The organism is Conexibacter sp. DBS9H8 (assembly GCF_023330685.1).
In the GTDB taxonomy this organism is placed as follows: domain Bacteria; phylum Actinomycetota; class Thermoleophilia; order Solirubrobacterales; family Solirubrobacteraceae; genus Palsa-465.
Window position 1 is genome coordinate 3,236,188 of record NZ_CP097128.1, and the last position, 15,655, is coordinate 3,251,842.

Consider the following 15,655-nt stretch of genomic DNA (forward strand, 5'->3'; position numbering starts at 1 on the left):
GCGTGAAAACCGGCGCCGCGCGATCGGCCGCCGGGCGAGCAGACGCAGGTTGTGGTGGCGGGGGTCGGCGGTGATGCTCGCAAAGATCCCCGCGATCGCCTCCGGAGCACCTTCGTCGCCAACCCGGGTTCGGTCGGGGCGCTCTCCGGGGGTGCGTTCACGGCTCGTCGGTGAGCTCGGCCTGCTCGGCGATCGTGTAGGCGCGTGTCGGCTCGGGATCGACCGGAACGGTGTCGTCGAACTCGGACTCGTCCTCGACGCGAGGTTGAGGACGGAACGCGGGGTCCTCATCGAACTCCGGCTCATCCTCGAGGTTCGGCGCTGCCATGAACTCGGGGACGTCGAGGAATTCGTCATCGCCGTCGTCCTCGTCGTCCTCATCGTCCTCATCGTCCTCACGGCTCGCGGCAACCTCAGGCCGGGGAGTGGGCGGGGCGTCGGGCCGCCGGCCTGCGGGGAGCACACGCGTCGCCTCCTCATCATCGTCGGGGGTGATCCGGTTCACGATGCGCGTGACCGCCTCCGCCTCAGGGGCGGGCAGCTCGTGCCGGCGCGTCACGACGTCAGGGTCGTCACCGAGCATCGGAGTCGGGGCCGTTGCGGGGATGGCGAGCGCCTCAACGAGCCCGGGGGCCTGACCGAGGGCGTCACGGAGGCGCCGCAGTTCACCGAGCACGGTCGCCTTCTGCGTGTTGAGCGCGTCGACCTCCGCGCGGATGCGGTCGCGGTCGGCCTCATAGGCGGCGAGCAGGGCCTCCCAGTCGCGCTGCTGACGGGCGGTCTGGGCCCGGGCCTCCGTGCGGGCCGCGGTGACGATCGCCTCCGCCTCGGAGCGAGCACCGTCCAAGGCGTCCTGCACCTCCGCCTTGGCCCCCGAGACGATGTCGGCCGCCTCCGCCTCGGCGAGGGCGAAGATCTCCGCCACCCGCGGACCAACCTCCCGGTAGGCCTGGGTGGACGGCTCGCTCTCCGCCCGGCGCCGGCGCTCGTCCGTCTCGGCGAGGCGCTCGTGCAGGTCGCTGATGTACTGCTCGACGGATGGGCGGTCATATCCGCGCAGCACGACGGGAAACTCGGGAAGGCTCGGTTCGAGGTCCTCGCTCAGGTCGCGGGCGGTCATCGCCACCGCCCCCCTGAGAACCGCAGGATCGCCGAGCAGCCGGGGCGGAGACGACGTCTGGCCGAGATCGGTTGTGAGGGCATGACCGAGTTATATACCCGGATGTCTGACATCGAACCGGGCTCCAGCTGTGAAGATCGCCTCTCGTCCCGGCCACGGTGGACACCCCCCCCCTCTCCCCCCGCCCCGGCTCGCCTACGAGTCGTGGCGGTCCCACAGTGGAGGGCGATCTGAGGCTCAGATCCGTGAGAGGCCGTGATCCATCGTGAACTCGGTGAAGGGCATCCCCCACGAGACGGGCTTGCCGCCGGTCCGGAAGTACATCTCCTTGAACGCCATCTTCATCGCATAGGCCGCATAGCCCATGTTGAACACGCTCGTGGTGCCGCCATACCAGGTGTCGGAGTGGATGTAGAAACCCTTGTGGCCACCCATGTCGCCGAAACACAGGATGGCGGGATGGAAGGCCTCACCGACCTTCGACTCGGGGATCGCACCGGACTGCAGGGCGATCTGGTCGGCGACGATCTCCGCCTGCTGATGTCCGAGGGAACCGAGCTTGGGAACCGTCAGCGCCGCCGCATCACCCACGGCGAAGACCTCAGGATGAAGGGGATTGCGCATCCGCAGATCCGTGAGGACGAATCCGCGCTCGTCACTGATCGGCAGGCCGGCGAGGAACGCGTGGGGAACCCAGTCAGGCAGAACGATCTTGAGTTCGGCCTCCAGGCTGGTGCCGTTGGCGAACTCGATCCCGTCGGCGGTGATCGCCTTGATGTCCTGGGTGTTGTTGGCATACCCGAAGCCCATCTCCGTCGCGATCTGCAGGAACTGGTCGACGATCGCGTCACCGGCGTCCTCGGCGATCTTCTCTCCCGGGGTGAACAGCGTGATCTTGTGGGCATCCCCGAGGCCGCGCTGCCCGAGCCAGTGGGCCATCGTCAGGCCGATCTCCAGCGGTGGCCCCTCACAGGCCGCCACCGCCTCAGGCAGCCAGTCCGGCTTCCCGGTGAGGCCCTGATGGAAGCGTGCGGAGCCGATCGCGACCGGGCCACCCTTGTAGTCGTGGAAGAGCTTGCGGCGCAGCTTGTTGCCGTAGTGGCCGCTGGAGACGGTGTCCCCGTGCTCGGCGAAGCCCTCGATCTGGTCGTAGGCGAGGCGGTTGCCGGTGGCGATCACCAACATGTCATAGGCGAGGCTCTCCGGCGCCGACCCCGCCCGATCGGTTGGGACGATCGTGACGCGCCGGTTGTCCAGGTCGATCTCGGTCGCGGCTGCGTTGATGAACGTCGTCCCGTCGGAGTCGTGGAAGCGGACCGTCTCCATGTGCATCGTCACGAGCGGATCGTGGTCGGCGAAGACCTCCATCGGCAGGTTCGGCACGAAGATCAGGTACGGGTTCGGGTCGACGACGGTGAGCCGGACGTGGTCACCGGCCTTCTGGTGGATGTAGCGCGCCGTCGTCAGGCCGGCGAAGCTGCTTCCGAGCACAACGACGTGCGGGCGGGCATGAGCACTCATGGGCGCATCCGATCTGACTCCCGGGGGGAGCCGGTTGACGGGATTGACTTCCGCTGCGACGGCACCGGACCGACCTCAACCGGGACTGCGACAGCGGCACTGGCCGACCGGCCTCGATGCTCTCCAGCTTCGACACTAGCACCCGTCCCTGGCGCGGCCCCAGCGCACCTCATCCCGCAGGGCGATGCCGGGTCGCGCCGGGGTCCCGCGGCAGCAGGCGATGCCCGTCCACGACCGCGGTCGCGACGTCGATCAGCTTGCGGTTGGCGCTGCGCGAGTGCTCGCGCAGCATCGCGAAAGCCGCCTCATGGTCGACCGCGTGGCGTTCCATCAGGATCCCCTTGGCCCGCTCGATCGTCGCCCGGCGTCCGAACGCGCCCTGGAGATCGTGGTACTCGGTGAACCGGCGCAGGACGATGTCGATCGAACTCTGCCAGTCCTCGACGTCATCGTCACTGATGTGCGCGAACACCCCGCGCTTGGACGCCTCCCTGATGAAGGCGGGGTCGGGAGCGTGCAGGAGCGCGATCACCGGACAGGCGGCCTCGCGGACGATCGTGTCGATCAGGGCGAGCGCGTGCGCGGAGCTGTCCCCGAGGCCGACGAGGGCGACATCCGGACGTTCACGCGCGGTCACCGCTCCGACGTCCTCGACGGCGATCTCCCGGGCGATCACCTCATGGCCGAGGGCGACGACGAGCGGGGCGACGAGAGCGAGTCGGTCCCGTCGCTCGTTGGCGATCAACACACGCAGGTGGTCGCGTTCGCCACCCTCACCGGAAGGGCCCACGCGGCGATTGTATGACCGACCGGTTGTGAGGACCGGGTGATCACCGACTGCGGGAGTAACGTAGATGGGGCGCTTGCCCCAGCCCTCGGCAAGCTGCCGTCGTCCCCGGCCCTGACCTTCGGCCGGCGTCGGTGCGCGCCACCCGTGGCCCGCACCACTCTCACGCCCGAGGAGTCAGCCATGCCCGACCTGCAGACGCCCGTCCCCAGCCACCCCGGCGGCGGCGCGCCACGCGCGCGTCAGAACCGACACATCCCGCGGCTCTGCGGCGCTTGCGGCGCGCCGATGGACCCGGTGGAGGACAGCTGCTGGAAGTGTGGCGCCCCACGGGCGACACCGGAACTCGAGCGCTGGGAGAGTGACGGCGGTCGGCTGCGCGCCGCGGCGGCCGGCCCCGATGGCCTGACCGTGACGGCGGGAGCCTGATGGCGCCCGCGGAGGAAGGGTCTCGGCGGGCGGCTTCCAGGCCACACCCGCACGAGCCGATGCACCGGGACGTCCGGGGGTGGCGGGTGGCGCCCGCCCCCGACGGACGGGGACGGCCCGACTCACCGGCCCCGCGCGCACCGCACCGCTCCCGCGGTTTCCTCGTCTTCGCCCTCGCGCTGTTGGTGATCAACTTCGGTTCCGTGCTGCTGTTCTCCCCCGCAGCCCCACCTCGGGTGAAGGTGCCCTTCAGCCCGTACTTCATCACCCAGGTCACGGCCGGCCGGGTCGCCTCGATCACCTCCACCGGTGACGCGATCGACGGCACGCTGAAATCGCCCGAGCACATCCCAGGCACGACCGCGACGTCCGCGTCGACGACGCTCTTCAGCACGGAGGTCCCGAGCTTCTGGAACAACGATCAGCTGTCCGCGCTGCTGCAGGCCCACGGCACCCAGATCAACGCCCAGTCGACGACCCAGAGCACCTCCCTGCTCATCTCCCTGCTGCTCGGCTTCGGTCCGACGCTGCTGATCGTCGGTGTCGTGATCGTGTTCATGCGCCGCGCAGCCAAGGCCGGAGGCAGCATGGGAGCACTCAGCAGCTTCGGCCGCTCCAAAGCCCGGCGCGTCGACCCGGCGACGATCCGGGCGACGTTCGCGGACGTCGCGGGGATCGATGAGGCGAAGTCGGAGCTGACCGAGATCGTCGACTTCCTCCGCGACCCGACCCGCTATGGGCGCCTCGGCGGACGGATGCCCCACGGCGTCCTGCTCTCGGGCGCTCCCGGAACCGGTAAGACGTTGCTGGCGCGCGCCGTCGCGGGCGAAGCTCACGCGGCGTTCTTCTCGATCTCGGCCTCCGAGTTCATCGAGGCGATCGTCGGCGTCGGCGCCTCGCGGGTCCGCGACCTGTTCACCAAGGCCAAGGAGGCGGCCCCGGCGATCATCTTCATCGACGAGCTCGACGCGATCGGGCGCTCCCGCCAGGGCTCGGTGTCCCTCGCGGGCGCCAACGACGAGCGTGAGCAGACTCTCAACCAGATCCTCACCGAACTTGACGGGTTCGAGCCCGCTGAGGCGGTGATCGTGCTCGCCGCCACCAACCGCCCGGAGATCCTCGACTCGGCCCTGATGCGCCCGGGGCGCTTTGACCGTCGCGTCGCGGTGCAGCCGCCCGACCGTCAGGGCCGCAAGCAGATCCTCGAGGTGCACACCAAGTCGATCCCGCTTGCGGCGGGCATCGATCTGGAGGCGCTCGCCGCCAGCACACCCGGCATGGTCGGCGCCGACCTCGCCCAACTGGCCAATGAGGCGGCGCTGCTCGCCGCCCGCCGGAACCATCACACCGTCCAGACCGCCGACTTCACCGACTCCCTCGAGAAGATCCTGCTCGGCGCACCGCGGGGGATCGTGCTGTCGACCGCGGACCGGGAACGGACCGCCTTCCATGAGGCCGGGCACGCGCTCGTCGGCATGCTCACGCCCGGCGCGGACCCGGTGCGGAAGGTGTCGATCATTCCGCGCGGGCTCGCGCTCGGCGTCACCCTCGCCGCCCCCGACGACGACCAGGTCTCCTACACGCGTGAGGACCTGATCGGCAAGATCAAGGTCGCCCTCGGCGGCCGCGTCGCCGAAGAGACCGTCTACGGGACGATCACCACCGGAGCGGAATCCGACATCGAGCGGGTGACCGCGATCGCCCGCCAGATGGTCGGTCGGTGGGGGATGAGTGAGGCGATCGGCTTTGTCAGCGTCATCTCCGCCGAGGCACGCGGCCCGTTCATCAGCGGGCAGGGTGAGACCTCCGAGGCGACCCAGCAGGTCGTCGACGAGCAGGTCCGTCTGCTGATCGACAGCGCCCACCGTGAGGTGAGCGCGCTGATCGGCGCGCACCGGGTCCAACTCGAGTCCCTCGCCCGCGCGCTGCTGCAGGACGAGACCCTCGATGAGAGCGACGCCTACTCCGCGGCCGGGATGCCGGGCCGAAGCGCGGACGCCCCCCCGGTCCCCGCCGGCGCGCCGGGCACCGACGAGCGGGCGGATCAGGACCCGCCGGCGGCGGGGATCTCCCGGCTCAGCTGACGGAGCTGGGCCCGCATCCGCCCGGCGGTTCCCGGGTGCGCCGCCGTCGAGAGAGTCGCCCCGGAGACGGTGCGGGAGCGGTTCGGGGCCGGTGAGCCGCCCCCGGACGCCCCGAGGACGATGATGAGGACGACGAGCACGACCGCGCCCGTGAGCGAACCGACGAACCACATCAGCCTCCGCTCGCCCGCGGCCACCGGGCCGCGGGCGAGACCACGCGGCCCCCGGGTTCCGCGCTCCGGCGCGACGACGGTCGGCGCCTCCGTGAGGGGCTCAACCGGCGCCGGGGCGATCCGGGTCGGCTCGGTGAGCGGCACGGTCGGGCTGACATCGCTGAGCCGGACGAGCGCGGCGGCGGCGTCGGTGGGACGGTCGGCCGGGTCGGTGGCACACAGCCAGGCGCTGAAGGCGGCGATCTCGTCCGGCGGATGGGTGCCGGCCGCCGCCTCGATCACCTTCCCGAGCGAGTAGAGGTCACTCTGGCAGCTCGGGGGGGCCCCGCCGAGCAGCTCCGGGGCGATGAAGCGCAGCGTGCCGACGACCTGGCCGGGCTGGGTGAGCTGGGTGCCCTCCTGCAGCAGCGCGACGCCGAAGTCGGTGAGCCGGGCGCGTCCGTCCGGGCCGATCAGCACGTTGGCGGGCTTGACGTCACGGTGCAGGACCCCCTGCGCGTGGACGGCCCCGAGGGCGGAGAGAAGATCGGCGCAGACGGTGAGCAGGACGGGCACGCTGAGCGGGCCGTCGCGGAGGCGGTCGGCGAGCGTGCCGCCGGGGACGAACTCCATCACCAGGTAGGGCCGGGCGGCGGTCGCGCTGTAGTCGTAGATCTCGACCAGGTTCGGGTGGCTGATGCTCGCCGCCAGGCGCGCCTCCCGGGCGAAGCGAGCGACGTAGGCAGGGTCGGCGGCAAGCGCATCCGACATCACCTTCAGCGCGACGGTGCGCCCGAGGGTCTCGTCCGCCGCACGCCAGACGACCGCCATCCCGCCGCTGCCGACGATCTGCTCGAGCCGGTAGCGGTCGGCCAGCCGCGTTCCGCGCGTGAAGGGCTCCTGGGTGAGGTCGCTCATCTGGTCCCGCTAGTTGTCCGAGCCCTGGTTCTGATTGCCCGGACCCTGATTGTCCTTCCCCTGGCCCTTGTCGTGGCCGGGGGGGCCGCCCGGGCCCCCGGGTTGGTGCTGCCCTGGCGGCCCGTTCCCGCCGGGGCCGTGGCCGTGGCCGTGGCCGTGGGGCGGCTGCGACGGCTGGGCCGGGGTCGCCGGCACCGGGGTGGCGCTCACCGCTTCAGCCGTGGAGGCCGTCGGCGTCGTGTTCGTCTGGGTGGCGGTCGTCGTCGTCTGCCGGCGGGTCGTCGCGCTCACCGCGCCAGCGCTCAGGGAGCGTGCTTCGGCGAGGACCGTCTGGGCCTGGGTGGTGAGCTCGGCAGCCCGCGCGGTGGTCAGCTCACCGGCGGCGCGGAGGTGGCTGACCTCCCCCTCAAACTGGCGGACGGCGCCGCGGACCGCCGCGGCGTCGCGCCGGCCCAGCCCCGCCTGGGCCGCGCCGATGTCGGTGAGCAGGGCCCGGCGGCCCGTGGCGCCCAGCTGGGTGCTCGCACCGCACCCGGCACAGACAAGCGCGAGCAGGGGCACGAGCCAGAGGCGAGCGCGGACGTGCGGGTGCGGTGGGCGGCGGGGGATTCGAGGCATGCGGGCAGGTCCCGACGGAAAGAGCTCGGGTGCACACAGGCTGACACAGTCCCGGCGTGCCCGGCGGCTCCCGCCGGTGTCGACCCGCCGGCGCGGGCAACCTTCTCCTCGAGCGACCGCGCTCAGACGGTGCTGGTGAGCCCGAGCGCCTCCTCCACCGGCACGTAGGGAACGCCGGCGACGGAGGCGACCGGCTCATAGGTGACCTGGCCGTGGGCGACGTTGACGCCCGCCCGCAGGCCGGGGGATCTCTGCACCGCCGCGACCGCACCGTGGTCGGCGAGGTCGAGCACGTAGGGCAGCGTCGCGTTCGTGAGCGCGTAGGTGGAGGTGATCGGCACCGCCCCGGGCATGTTCGCCACGCAGTAGTGGGTGATCCCGTCCACGTCGTAGGTCGGGTGGGTGTGGGTCGTCGGGTGCGTCGTCTCAAAGCAGCCGCCCTGGTCGACGGAGACGTCGACGAGCACCGCCGAGGGCTTCATCAGGCCGAGCTGGGCCCGCGTGATCACATGCGGGGCCTTGGCCCCCTTGACGAGGACCGCGCCGATCACCAGGTCGGCCTCCGGGAGCGCCTCCTCGATCGCCAGGGTGGAGGCGAACACGGTGTCGGCGCGCCCGCCGAAGGCGATGTCAAGCTCCCGCAGGCGGTCGATGTTGCGGTCAAAGACGGTCACGGTCGCCTCCATCCCGATCGCGATGAAGGCGGCGTTCATGCCGACGACGCCGCCACCGATCACGAGCACCCGCGCGGCCGGAACCCCGGGGACGCCCCCGATCAGGATCCCGCGGCCACCGAACGGCTTTTCGAGGATGAATGCGCCCGCCTGGGCGGCGAGCTTACCGGCCACCTCGCTCATGGGGGCGAGCAGCGGCAGCCGTCCGCGACTGTCCTCAACGGTCTCATAGGCGATGCAGGTCGCGCCGCTGGCGGCGAGGCCGTGGGTCAGCTCGACGTCGGCGGCGAGGTGAAGGTAGGTGAACAGGAGGTGGTGGGGCTCGAGCATCGCCACCTCACCCGGCTGGGGCTCCTTGACCTTGACGATCATCTCCGCCTCCGCGAACACCGCCGCGGCATCCGGCAGGATCCGGGCGCCCTGGGCGGTGTAGGCCTCATCCGACAGGGACGAGCCGAGGCCCGCGCCGGCCTGCACGAGCACCTCATGCCCGGCGTCGACGAGCTCACGCACGCCGGCCGGGGTGAGCGCGACCCGGTACTCGTCCGTCTTGATCTCACTGGGAACGCCGACCCTCGTCATCGCAAACCTCTCCGCCGTGGTACGTGAATGTCACAGTGATGGTGGGCTTCGGTCGGTGAATTCGCAAGCAAAGGCGTGGAATAATCACGTTTATGCACTTTATGGCCCCGCAGACAACTGAATCTGCGACCACGCTCACCGATTCGGAAGTCACCCCGGGTCGGCCCCGGTGAGCCCCGAGTCCCCCACCCTCGATGACGTCGACCTCGCCCTGATCAACCGGCTGATGGAGGACGGCCGGGCGTCCTTCTCCGATCTCGGCAAGGCGGTGGGCCTCAGCCCCCACGGCGCGGCCGACCGGGTCCGACGACTGCAGCGCAACGGGGTGATCACCGGCTTCAGCGCCCGGGTCGAACTCGCCAACGTCGGCCGAACCCTCGATGCCTTCATCGACGTGCGGCTCGCACCGAGCACGTCATCGGAGGCGTTCGAGAGCTTCGCCCTCGCCCTGGCGGCGGTGCGCGAGGTCGCCTTCGTCACCGGACGCTACGACTTCGAGCTGCGCGTCGCCTGCCGGGGCCCCGAGGACCTCGACGCCACCGTCCGGGCGATCCGCCGTGAGGGCGGCGCGGCGGCGACGGAGACCCGCATCGTGATGCGGGCGACCGTCAGCGCCCAGCCGCTCCCGCTCAGCCGGACGGGGACCTGACGGGCCGCCTCCACGAGGTCGGAACGCCGGCCGCTCCATTTACACATGACTCATGTGTAAACTCTGCGCACCCGCTGCCTCAAGGAGCCATCGATGACCTACGTGATCGCAGAGCCGTGCATCGGCGTCAAGGACACCTCGTGCGTCGAGGTCTGCCCGGTCGACTGCATCCACCCCACACCCGGCGAGCCGGGCTACGGGGAGGCAGAACAGCTGTTCATCGACCCGGAGGAGTGCATCGACTGTGACGCGTGCGTGGAGGCGTGTCCGGTCGACGCCATCTTCGCGGAGGACCAGCTGCCGCCGCAGTGGCGTCACTACGCCCAGATCAACGCCGACCATCGGGCCGGTGCCGGCGCCCGTCCCCCGGACATGGTTTTCCTCGTCTCAGTGTGCAAGCCTCGATGACGATGGACATTCCAATCCGCCCCGGGGACGCGCTGGCCCAGCCGACGCGGGCGCGCGCGTTCGCGCTCCTCGGCACGCTGAGACGCCCCGCCAGCACCGAGGAGCTGGCCGAGGAGCTCGGACTGCATCCCAACGGCGTCCGCCTGCACCTCGAGCGCCTGCACGCCGCGGGCCTCGTCGACCGTCGCCGGGAGCGGATCGCGCGCGGACGTCCCCGTGACACCTGGGCGATCAGCCCGGACGCCCAGCCCGCCGGTGATCCACCGACCGGGTATGCGGAGCTGTCGCGGTGGCTCGTGGGCTCGCTGGTCGCAACCGGCGCGCAGGTGGACGACATGGAGGCGGTCGGGCGCCGGATCGGGCGGGGGCTGGCGGGCGAGCACGACAGTGCAGGCACCGTCGAACAGCAGCTGTTCGACATCCTGGCCGCGCTGGGATTCGCTCCCGAACGTGAACCGCTGGGCCAGGACCGGCTCGTCTACCGGCTCCGCAACTGCCCGTACCGAGAAGCCGTCTACGAACGCCAGCCGCTCGTGTGCGGGCTCCACCGCGGATTGACCAGCGGGCTGCTGGAGACCCTCGATCCGGATACGCGCCTCGTCGGCTTTGAGCCTCAGGATCCCGGCTCGGCCGGCTGCCTGATCCGGGTGCGCGGCCCGCTCGCCCGGCAGGCGCCCGCAGTCGAGGAGACGCCGTGAAGCGCACCGAGGCTCTGGCGATCCTCTCACGCGATCATCATCAGGCGCTGTTTGTCGCACACAGGCTACGGCGCGCCACCGCGGAAACGGTCCGCGAGGAGCGCCGACGTTTTCTCGACTTCTGGCTCCGCGACGGACGCCGCCATTTCCGGCTCGAGGAGGAGTTGCTGCTGCCCGCCTACGCCGTCCACGGCGATGCTCACCATCCGCTGGTCCTGCAGGTGCTCGGCGACCACGTCGCGATCCGCGCACAGGCCGACCAGCTCGCCCGGGCGCCAGATCCGAACCCCGATCGACTGCACGACCTCGGCGCGACCCTGTCAGAGCACGTGCGTCTGGAGGAGCGCCAGCTGTTTGCGGTCATCGAAGCGGCCATCCCCGCCGATGAGCTGCTGGACCTCGCGCACGCGCTGGAGCGCACCGAGCGCTCCGACGAGCTGGACGAGTCACGGTTCATGATCCAGGAGAGTCTCCACCACGGCCGGCCGGAAGGTCCTCCGCGGCCCGTCAGGAGGGATCGAGGCTGAGCTGGGCGGCCTCGGCGACGGCGTCGAGGGAGGTGGCGAGCGTCTCGACGATCAGGTCGATGTGGGCGGTGCTCGCCGTCAGTGGCGGGGACACCGCCAGCCCGGTGGCGAGCGGCCGGACGATCAGGCCGCGCTCGCGGGCGGCGTGGAACACCTCTGCGACGACGGTGGGCCGCTCGGTGCGTGCCTCCTCACGGAGGTCGATCGCCGCGAGGAAACCGAGGCCGCCACGGGCCTCGCTGACGAGCGGATGCTCGGTGAGGGAGCTCATCGCCGCAAACAGCGGCCCCTCGAGCTCTCGGGCGCGGTCGAGCAGGTGCTCGCGACCGAGGATCTCGAGGTTGGCGAGCGCGGCGGCGGCACAGGTGGGATGGCCGGCATAGGTCGCCCCGTGCCGGAAGATCGGGCCGTCGGAGGCGAAGAACGGTTCGGCGACCGCCTCGGAGATGAGCACGCCGCCGAGGGGCAGATAGCCGCTCGTCACGCCCTTGGCGAAGGTGACCATGTCCGGATCCAATCCGAGCCGCTCGAACCCGTACCAGCTGCCGAGACGGCCAAATCCGCAGATGACCGCGTCCACGATGAACAGGGCGCCGTAGCGGTGACAGAGCTCCTGAACGCCCTGCAGGTATCCGGGCAGCGGCGGGTACAGGCCCCCGGCGCCGATCACCGGTTCGGAGATGACCGCCGCGACCCGCTCGGGGCCGATCTCCTGGAAGGCGGCCTCGAGCGCCTCCAGCGAGTCCCGGGGCACCTGGGTCGTCTCCGCCACCGGCGGACCGAAGCCCTCGCGGTTGGCGGGGATTCCCGACGCGGCGGTCCCCCAGCCGTGGGTGCCGTGGTAGCCGGCGCTGCGACTGATCACATGGAGGCGGTCGGCCTCCCCGCGGGCGGCGAAGAAGCGGCGGGCGAGCTTGAGCGCGGTGTCGACGCTGTCACCGCCGCCGCTGGTGAGGAAGACCCGCCAGTCATCGCCGGGGGCGAGGTCGACGAGACGTTCGCACAGGGTGATCGCCGGACGGTTGGAGAAGTCGCCGAAGGTCGAGTAGGACTCGAGCTTGGCCGCCTGGGCGGCGATCGCCTCGGCGATCTCCCGGCGTCCGTGCCCGACCATCGCGTACCACAGCGCGGCGGTGCCGTCGAGGTAGCGGTTGCCCTGCTCGTCCCAGACCCAGACGTCCTCTCCGTGGTCGATGACGAGCTCACTGGAGCGGACCGACCCCATCGCGGCGAAGGGGTGCCAGAACTTCGTGTCAGTCATTGCTGGTTCACCCTCCTGAGGTGGCCACGGGCTTGCCGGTCCCGTCCCACCCTAGAAGCCGAGCGGGCGTCCGCCAAGGCCCGACGGGCGCTTTGGCGTGTCGGTGGCGAGGTTTTCAGACATCGCGGCAGGCGTGGGCGTGCCCGGTTGGCCAGGACGGTTCCCGCCGGCTCGTTCAGTTGACCAGCTCGCGCCCGCGCAGGGCGAGCCAGAACTCGATCCGGTCACGGGCGAGACTGAGGTCGCGGCCGGTCAGCTCCTCCACCCGTTTGATCCGGTAGCGGAGCGTGTGACGGTGGCAGTAGAGCCGCTTGGCCGCCCGCTCCCACTGGCCGTTCTCTTCGATGAACGCCTCCAGGGAGCGGATCAGCTCGCCGCCGTAGTGACCGTCGGAGCGCTCGATCGCCCCGAGCACCGAGTCACAGAACAGGGCGAGAGCGGCGTCCTCCTGCAGCGACAGGAGCAGCTGGTAGGAGCCGAGATCCCGGTAGGTCGCCACACGCGGGGCGGTCAGGGTCGCCGTCGTCCCGGACGGGCCGGTGCCGGAGCGGGCGGTGGTCGGGTGGCCGTTGGGGTCGAGTCCGAGGGTGACGCTCTCAAGCGCACAGCGCGCCTCATGGAACGCCCGGCGGGTCCGCTCGACCTCCACCGTGCGGCCCACCCCGACGACGCCGTCGACCCGGGCGGCGACCTGTTCGGCGAGCCGGATCAGGTCGTCATCCTCCCGCCCGGGCACGAGCGCGCAGACGAGGTTGTCGTGCCGGGCGACCAGTCCCCGCTCCCCCTCCGCACGGAGGGCGCCGCCGAGGTCGGCTGTGCTGACAAGCACCGCGAGCGAGCTGGCGAGCCCGAATGGAGCGAGGCGGCGGGCAAGCTCCGCCGTCGGCAGCTCGGCGGCGAGGACGGCGCTGAGGACGTCCCCGGCAAGGCGCCGTTCGGTGTCGTCGGCCACCCGGCTGCGCAGCAGCTCAAGCCCGACGATCGTCATCGCCTGGCGCAGCACGAGCCGGTCAAAGTCGCTGAGCGCGGCGGCGTCCTTGATCGCCACCAGCCACGCCTCCGGTGGGGCCTGCCCGGCGCCGTCCCCGGCGACCGCCAGCGCGAGCGCCCGGCTCGGATCTTCCAACCCCGGCCGGAACGGACCACCGTCACGCCGGCGGATCCGCGCCCGCAGCTCGGCGGTGACCGTGGCGATCACGTCCGCGTCCGCGGGCGCCCGATACCCGTGCTCGGCGAGAGCCTCGCCGCGGCGGTCAAAGACGAGGATCCGGGCCTCCAGCAGCGTCGCGAGCGCCGCCGCGACCGCGCCGAGACCACGCTGGGACAGGACGATCCGCTCAAGCCGCTCCTGGGCGGCCAACGCCCGGCGCAGGAGGGCGTACTGCTCGTTGACGAGCCGGGAGAAGGCGGCCTCGGTGATCGCGATGAAGGGGACGTCGTAGGCGACCTCAAACAGCGGCAGGTCGCGGTCGGCGGCGGCGGCGACCATCGCCTCAGGCACCTCGGCGTAACCGAACCCGGTCGCGAACCCGAGCGCGGCGATCTGATGGTCGGCGAGCAGGTTGATGTAGGCGGTCTGCTGCGCGGCCGTGGTGAGCGGGATGAGCCCGTTGACGAGCAGCACCTCACCTCCCGCCAACCACGGGGTCGGGTCGGCGAGCTCGGAGATGTGGACCCAGCGGATCGGCCGGTCGAGTCCGGCGTGACCGGCCAGCACACTCACGTTGAGGTCCGAGAGCAGCTCCCGGACGGTCAGCATCGGCCCACTCCTCCCGCCGGGCTCCCCCACCGCACCCGCGGGCGCTAGTGGCCGAGGACTTTCATCCGCTCGCCCGCCTCGATCAGGATCGGTGTGAGGATCGCCTCGATCTCCTCGAACTGCTCGGGCCCGGCGATGAGCGGCGGCGAGAGCTGGATCACCGGGTCACCGCGGTCGTCGGCGCGGCAGATGAGACCGTGACGGTAGAGCTCCCCGGAGAGGAAGCCACGCAGCAGCGTCTCGGACTCGGCGTCATCGAAGGACGCCTTGGTGTCCTTGTCCTTGACGAGCTCGATCGCGTGGAAGTAACCGGCGCCGCGGACGTCGCCGACGATCGGCAGCGCCTTGAGGCGGCCGAGCATCGCGCCGAACACCGGCTCGTTCGCGCGCACGTTCTCGAGGATCTGCTCGTTCTCGAACGCGGCGATGTTCGCGAGGGCGACGGCGGAGGCGATCGGGTGCCCGCCGAAGGTGATCCCGTGGGCGAAGGAGTTCGTCCCGGACAGGAACGGCTCGGCGACCCGGTCGGAGCAGATCAGGGCGCCCATCGGCGCGTAGGAGGAGGTGATCCCCTTGGCGGTGGTGATCATGTCCGGGGCATAGTCGTAGCGCTGGGCGCCGAACCACTCGCCGAGGCGACCCCACGCGCAGATCACCTCGTCAGAAATGAGCAGCACGTTGTAGAAGTCACAGATCTCGCGGACCCGCTGCCAGTACCCCTCCGGCGGGGTGAAGCATCCGCCCGCGTTCTGAACCGGCTCCATGATCACCGCGGCGACCGTCTCCGGGCCCTCGAACTCGATCCGCGCAGCGACGGCCTCGGCCAGTTCGGAGGGGTGGTGGCCCTCCGGCAGGCGGTACAGGTTCGTGTTGGGGACATGGCAGCCGCCCGGGGCGAGCGGTTCGAACGGGGTCCGCAGGCCGGTCACGCCGGTCGCGGCGAGCGCCCCGAGGCTCGTACCGTGGTAGGCGACCTCCCGGGCGATGAACTTCGTCTTCAGCGGGTTGCCGGTGAGCTTGTGGTACTGGCGGGCGAGCTTGAGCGCCGACTCCACCGCTTCTGATCCGCCGCTGGTGAAGAAGACCCGGTTGAGGTCGCCGGGGGCGAGGGAGGCGATCTTCGTCGCCAGTTCGATCGAGCGCGGGTGGGCGTAGGACCAGTTGGTGAAGAAACCGAGGTCGCGCGCCTGGTCGGCGCCCGCCTGGGCGATGTCGGCGCGGCCGTGACCGATGTTGACGCAGAACAGGCTGGAGAGGGCGTCGAGGTAGCGCTTGCCGTGCTCGTCATAGACGTAGCAGCCGTCGCCCTTGACGATGATCGGGATCTCGTGGGCGTCGTCGTAGCCGCCCATCCGGGTGAAATGCATCCACAGGTGCCGGCGGGCCTGCTCCTGCAGGCTCATCGTCTGCCCGGCAGACGTGGGGTTCTCGACTGTCGCTGACATTGTGTGTTCTCCAGACCTCGGGC

The 15,655-nt window shown here is 70.9% G+C and carries 14 protein-coding genes and 1 pseudogene; 5 read left to right on the forward strand and 10 right to left on the reverse strand.

Annotated features, from left to right (window positions below):
• From M3M55_RS17685 to M3M55_RS15545, 4 genes and pseudogenes are all read right to left on the reverse strand, one after another.
• Positions 1-219, reverse strand: a pseudogene (locus M3M55_RS17685) (BLUF domain-containing protein); the annotation flags it as partial.
• Complete coding sequence (locus tag M3M55_RS15535; RefSeq protein WP_249010412.1) at positions 158-1,120, reverse strand: DivIVA domain-containing protein; 963 nt, start codon at positions 1,118-1,120, stop codon at positions 158-160. The pseudogene M3M55_RS17685 and the gene M3M55_RS15535, both read right to left, overlap by 62 nt.
• Positions 1,121-1,357: 237 nt before the next feature.
• A complete protein-coding gene (locus M3M55_RS15540) occupies positions 1,358-2,641 on the reverse strand; it encodes an NAD(P)/FAD-dependent oxidoreductase (protein WP_249010413.1) in 1,284 nt (427 codons plus the stop codon).
• 169 nt (positions 2,642-2,810) lie between these two features.
• Positions 2,811-3,431, reverse strand: coding sequence for an ANTAR domain-containing response regulator (locus tag M3M55_RS15545; protein ID WP_249010414.1), 621 nt, complete (start codon positions 3,429-3,431; stop codon positions 2,811-2,813).
• 485 nt (positions 3,432-3,916) lie between these two features.
• Here M3M55_RS15545 and ftsH point away from each other — a divergent pair, with 485 nt between their 5' ends.
• A complete protein-coding gene (ftsH, locus tag M3M55_RS15550; RefSeq protein WP_249010415.1) occupies positions 3,917-5,941 on the forward strand; it encodes an ATP-dependent zinc metalloprotease FtsH in 2,025 nt (674 codons plus the stop codon).
• Here ftsH and M3M55_RS15555 read toward each other — a convergent pair.
• The 3 genes from M3M55_RS15555 to ald form a co-directional block, all read right to left on the reverse strand.
• Positions 5,902-7,011 (reverse strand): serine/threonine-protein kinase, encoded by a 1,110-nt coding sequence (locus tag M3M55_RS15555; protein ID WP_249010416.1) that lies wholly within the window; start codon positions 7,009-7,011, stop codon positions 5,902-5,904. The genes ftsH and M3M55_RS15555 overlap by 40 nt on opposite strands.
• Positions 7,012-7,020: 9 nt before the next feature.
• Entirely contained in the window at positions 7,021-7,629 is a 609-nt protein-coding gene (locus M3M55_RS15560; RefSeq protein ID WP_249010417.1) for a hypothetical protein, read from the reverse strand.
• Positions 7,630-7,751: 122 nt separating this feature from the next.
• The gene (ald, locus tag M3M55_RS15565) at positions 7,752-8,885 is read right to left on the reverse strand and encodes an alanine dehydrogenase (protein ID WP_249010418.1); all 1,134 of its coding nucleotides are present in this window, start codon (positions 8,883-8,885) and stop codon (positions 7,752-7,754) included.
• Positions 8,886-9,054: 169 nt separating this feature from the next.
• On the opposite strand from ald, the gene M3M55_RS15570 reads away from it, so the two are divergent.
• The 4 genes from M3M55_RS15570 to M3M55_RS15585 all read left to right on the forward strand — a co-directional run bounded on the left by M3M55_RS15570 (position 9,055) and on the right by M3M55_RS15585 (position 11,167).
• Positions 9,055-9,534 carry an Lrp/AsnC family transcriptional regulator gene (locus tag M3M55_RS15570; RefSeq protein ID WP_249010419.1) on the forward strand — a complete coding sequence of 160 codons (480 nt, stop codon included), beginning with the start codon at positions 9,055-9,057 and terminating at the stop codon, positions 9,532-9,534.
• A gap of 93 nt (positions 9,535-9,627) precedes the next feature.
• Positions 9,628-9,942, forward strand: a complete 315-nt coding sequence (locus M3M55_RS15575; protein WP_249010420.1) for a ferredoxin family protein — start codon at positions 9,628-9,630, stop codon at positions 9,940-9,942.
• A gap of 2 nt (positions 9,943-9,944) precedes the next feature.
• Positions 9,945-10,640 (forward strand): metalloregulator ArsR/SmtB family transcription factor, encoded by a 696-nt coding sequence (locus M3M55_RS15580; protein ID WP_249010421.1) that lies wholly within the window; start codon positions 9,945-9,947, stop codon positions 10,638-10,640.
• Positions 10,637-11,167 carry a hemerythrin domain-containing protein gene (locus M3M55_RS15585; protein ID WP_249010422.1) on the forward strand — a complete coding sequence of 177 codons (531 nt, stop codon included), beginning with the start codon at positions 10,637-10,639 and terminating at the stop codon, positions 11,165-11,167. Before M3M55_RS15580 ends, M3M55_RS15585 begins: the two co-directional genes overlap by 4 nt.
• On the opposite strand, the gene M3M55_RS15590 is transcribed toward M3M55_RS15585, so the two are convergent.
• The 3 genes from M3M55_RS15590 to M3M55_RS15600 all read right to left on the reverse strand — a co-directional run bounded on the left by M3M55_RS15590 (position 11,148) and on the right by M3M55_RS15600 (position 15,632).
• Positions 11,148-12,428, reverse strand: a complete 1,281-nt coding sequence (locus M3M55_RS15590; protein ID WP_249010423.1) for an aspartate aminotransferase family protein — start codon at positions 12,426-12,428, stop codon at positions 11,148-11,150. The two genes, M3M55_RS15585 and M3M55_RS15590, sit on opposite strands and share 20 nt — an antisense overlap.
• 175 nt (positions 12,429-12,603) lie before the next feature.
• Positions 12,604-14,187, reverse strand: coding sequence for a PucR family transcriptional regulator ligand-binding domain-containing protein (locus M3M55_RS15595; RefSeq protein ID WP_249010424.1), 1,584 nt, complete (start codon positions 14,185-14,187; stop codon positions 12,604-12,606).
• A gap of 44 nt (positions 14,188-14,231) precedes the next feature.
• The gene (locus M3M55_RS15600; protein WP_249010425.1) at positions 14,232-15,632 is read right to left on the reverse strand and encodes an aspartate aminotransferase family protein; all 1,401 of its coding nucleotides are present in this window, start codon (positions 15,630-15,632) and stop codon (positions 14,232-14,234) included.
• Positions 15,633-15,655: the final 23 nt, after the last annotated feature.

Bases quoted from the DNA above. Each gene is read 5' to 3' on its own strand.
- M3M55_RS15590 (WP_249010423.1), bottom strand. From the start codon at position 12,428: ATGACTGACACGAAGTTCTGGCACCCCTTCGCCGCGATGGGGTCGGTC.
- M3M55_RS15540 (WP_249010413.1), bottom strand. From the start codon at position 2,641: ATGAGTGCTCATGCCCGCCCGCACGTCGTTGTGCTCGGAAGCAGCTTC.
- M3M55_RS15535 (WP_249010412.1), bottom strand. From the start codon at position 1,120: ATGACCGCCCGCGACCTGAGCGAGGACCTCGAACCGAGCCTTCCCGAG.
- M3M55_RS15595 (WP_249010424.1), bottom strand. From the start codon at position 14,187: ATGCTGACCGTCCGGGAGCTGCTCTCGGACCTCAACGTGAGTGTGCTG.
- M3M55_RS15560 (WP_249010417.1), bottom strand. From the start codon at position 7,629: ATGCCTCGAATCCCCCGCCGCCCACCGCACCCGCACGTCCGCGCTCGC.
- M3M55_RS15580 (WP_249010421.1), top strand. From the start codon at position 9,945: ATGGACATTCCAATCCGCCCCGGGGACGCGCTGGCCCAGCCGACGCGG.
- ald (WP_249010418.1), bottom strand. From the start codon at position 8,885: ATGACGAGGGTCGGCGTTCCCAGTGAGATCAAGACGGACGAGTACCGG.
- M3M55_RS15555 (WP_249010416.1), bottom strand. From the start codon at position 7,011: ATGAGCGACCTCACCCAGGAGCCCTTCACGCGCGGAACGCGGCTGGCC.
- ftsH (WP_249010415.1), top strand. From the start codon at position 3,917: ATGCACCGGGACGTCCGGGGGTGGCGGGTGGCGCCCGCCCCCGACGGA.
- M3M55_RS15575 (WP_249010420.1), top strand. From the start codon at position 9,628: ATGACCTACGTGATCGCAGAGCCGTGCATCGGCGTCAAGGACACCTCG.
- M3M55_RS15600 (WP_249010425.1), bottom strand. From the start codon at position 15,632: ATGTCAGCGACAGTCGAGAACCCCACGTCTGCCGGGCAGACGATGAGC.